The organism is Borborobacter arsenicus, assembly GCF_003934165.1.
Taxonomy (GTDB): Bacteria; Pseudomonadota; Alphaproteobacteria; order Rhizobiales; family Rhizobiaceae; genus Pseudaminobacter; species Pseudaminobacter arsenicus.
On record NZ_RKST01000112.1, the window covers coordinates 1 to 357 of the forward strand.

At 58.8% G+C, this 357-nt stretch carries 1 pseudogene; it reads left to right on the forward strand.

Features of this window, described 5'->3' with window-relative positions:
- A pseudogene (locus EET67_RS26365) lies at positions 1–357 on the forward strand (ISL3 family transposase); the annotation flags it as partial.

Consider the following 357-nt stretch of genomic DNA (forward strand, 5'->3'; position numbering starts at 1 on the left):
GCATCTGATGGAGAACGCGAGCCGCGCCTTTCTCGACGCTGTCGGCAAATCCATGCGTCAGATCCGAAAAGCGGTCGGCAGCTCCGTGATCGATCCCAAACTTCTGACCTATGCCGAACGCCTTCAATATGAAGGTTTCCTGCGGCGGCAGGAAACGAACGAAGCCATAATGGAATTGTCGAAGCAGGGCGTTCCGATCAAGCAGATCGTCAAACGTACCGGGCATAGCCGCAAGCTTGTCCGCAGCGTCCTGCGCGGTCAGCGCTCCGATGTCTTCCGTGTCCGCCAAAGCTCGATCGAGGAATGGCTCCCTTGGCTCGACAGCCGTTGGACGCAGGGCGCGCATAATGCATCGGC